This window comes from Pseudomonas sp. EA_65y_Pfl1_P113 (genome assembly GCF_963970525.1).
GTDB classification, from domain to species: domain Bacteria; phylum Pseudomonadota; class Gammaproteobacteria; order Pseudomonadales; family Pseudomonadaceae; genus Aquipseudomonas; species Aquipseudomonas tritici.
The window spans coordinates 1-847 of sequence record NZ_CAXAQM010000127.1 but is presented as its reverse complement, the minus strand read 5'-3'; the positions used below and the strand labels follow the sequence as shown (position 1 = coordinate 847).

2 protein-coding genes are annotated in these 847 nt (G+C 60.2%); both read left to right on the top strand.

What is annotated here, in order from left to right; all coding sequences use genetic code 11:
- Nucleotides 1-480, top strand: a 480-nt coding sequence (locus AACY52_RS28635) for a tyrosine-type recombinase/integrase (RefSeq protein ID WP_339561115.1), incomplete at its 5' end; no start/stop codon positions are given.
- 49 nt (nucleotides 481-529) lie between these two features.
- The coding region (locus AACY52_RS28630; protein ID WP_339561114.1) for a hypothetical protein at nucleotides 530-847 on the top strand (318 nt) is incomplete at its 3' end.

Sequence of the window (847 nt, the reverse complement as noted above, 5' to 3'; positions counted from 1 at the left end):
CTGTCCACCATGCACATCATGGGCAAAGGGCGACGTGAACGGGTCCTGCCGCTGTGGAAGGAGACCCAGATCGCATTGCGCGCATGGCTTGCGATCCGGCCTCAAGTTGAGGTCACCGAGATTTTCCTCAATGCCAACGGGCAGCCGATGACCCGCGACGGATTTGCGTTCCGATTGGCCGAGCACGTCAAGACGGCAGCGACGAAGCAGCCGTCGATCCTTGGGAAGCGCGTCACACCCCACGTGCTTCGTCATTCTTGCGCGATGCACACGCTCGCGGCGACGGGGGACATTCGCAAGGTCGCATTATGGCTCGGCCACGCCAGTATCCAGAGCACCGAGACCTACTTGCGCGCCGATCCCGAAGAGAAGCTGCAGATTCTCGCAGCCCACGGTGCCCCTGCGATCAAGCCGGGGCGCTTCAAGCCGCCTTCCGACGCCTTGATCACAATGCTCACCGACGTTCGAAGGCGGGCCTAGCCCGTCTCCGAACATTCCCCCTGACCCTCATATTATCTGGAGTGAAATCATGGAAAACCGAAGAAAACCTGCGCCTCTCGCCGCCACGCTCGACATAAACTGCGACTGCAAAGAAATCGTCACCAGTTACCTGACGGCCGCTTTCCCCGTTCGCCAGATGAAGACTTTCGTCGACGATACCGGCAAAACGCGTTCCGAGCCGATGTCAGATGGTGATGGGAACCCTGTCTTCAGTCAGGAGGCGCTCACCCTGCGCGACAATCTGATAGAGCAATTCTGCGCGCTACCGATTGTCGGGTCGGCCCTCGATCACATTATCGGCCATTTCGGCACCGATGCCGTCGCCGAAGTCACGGGCCGAAGCCGG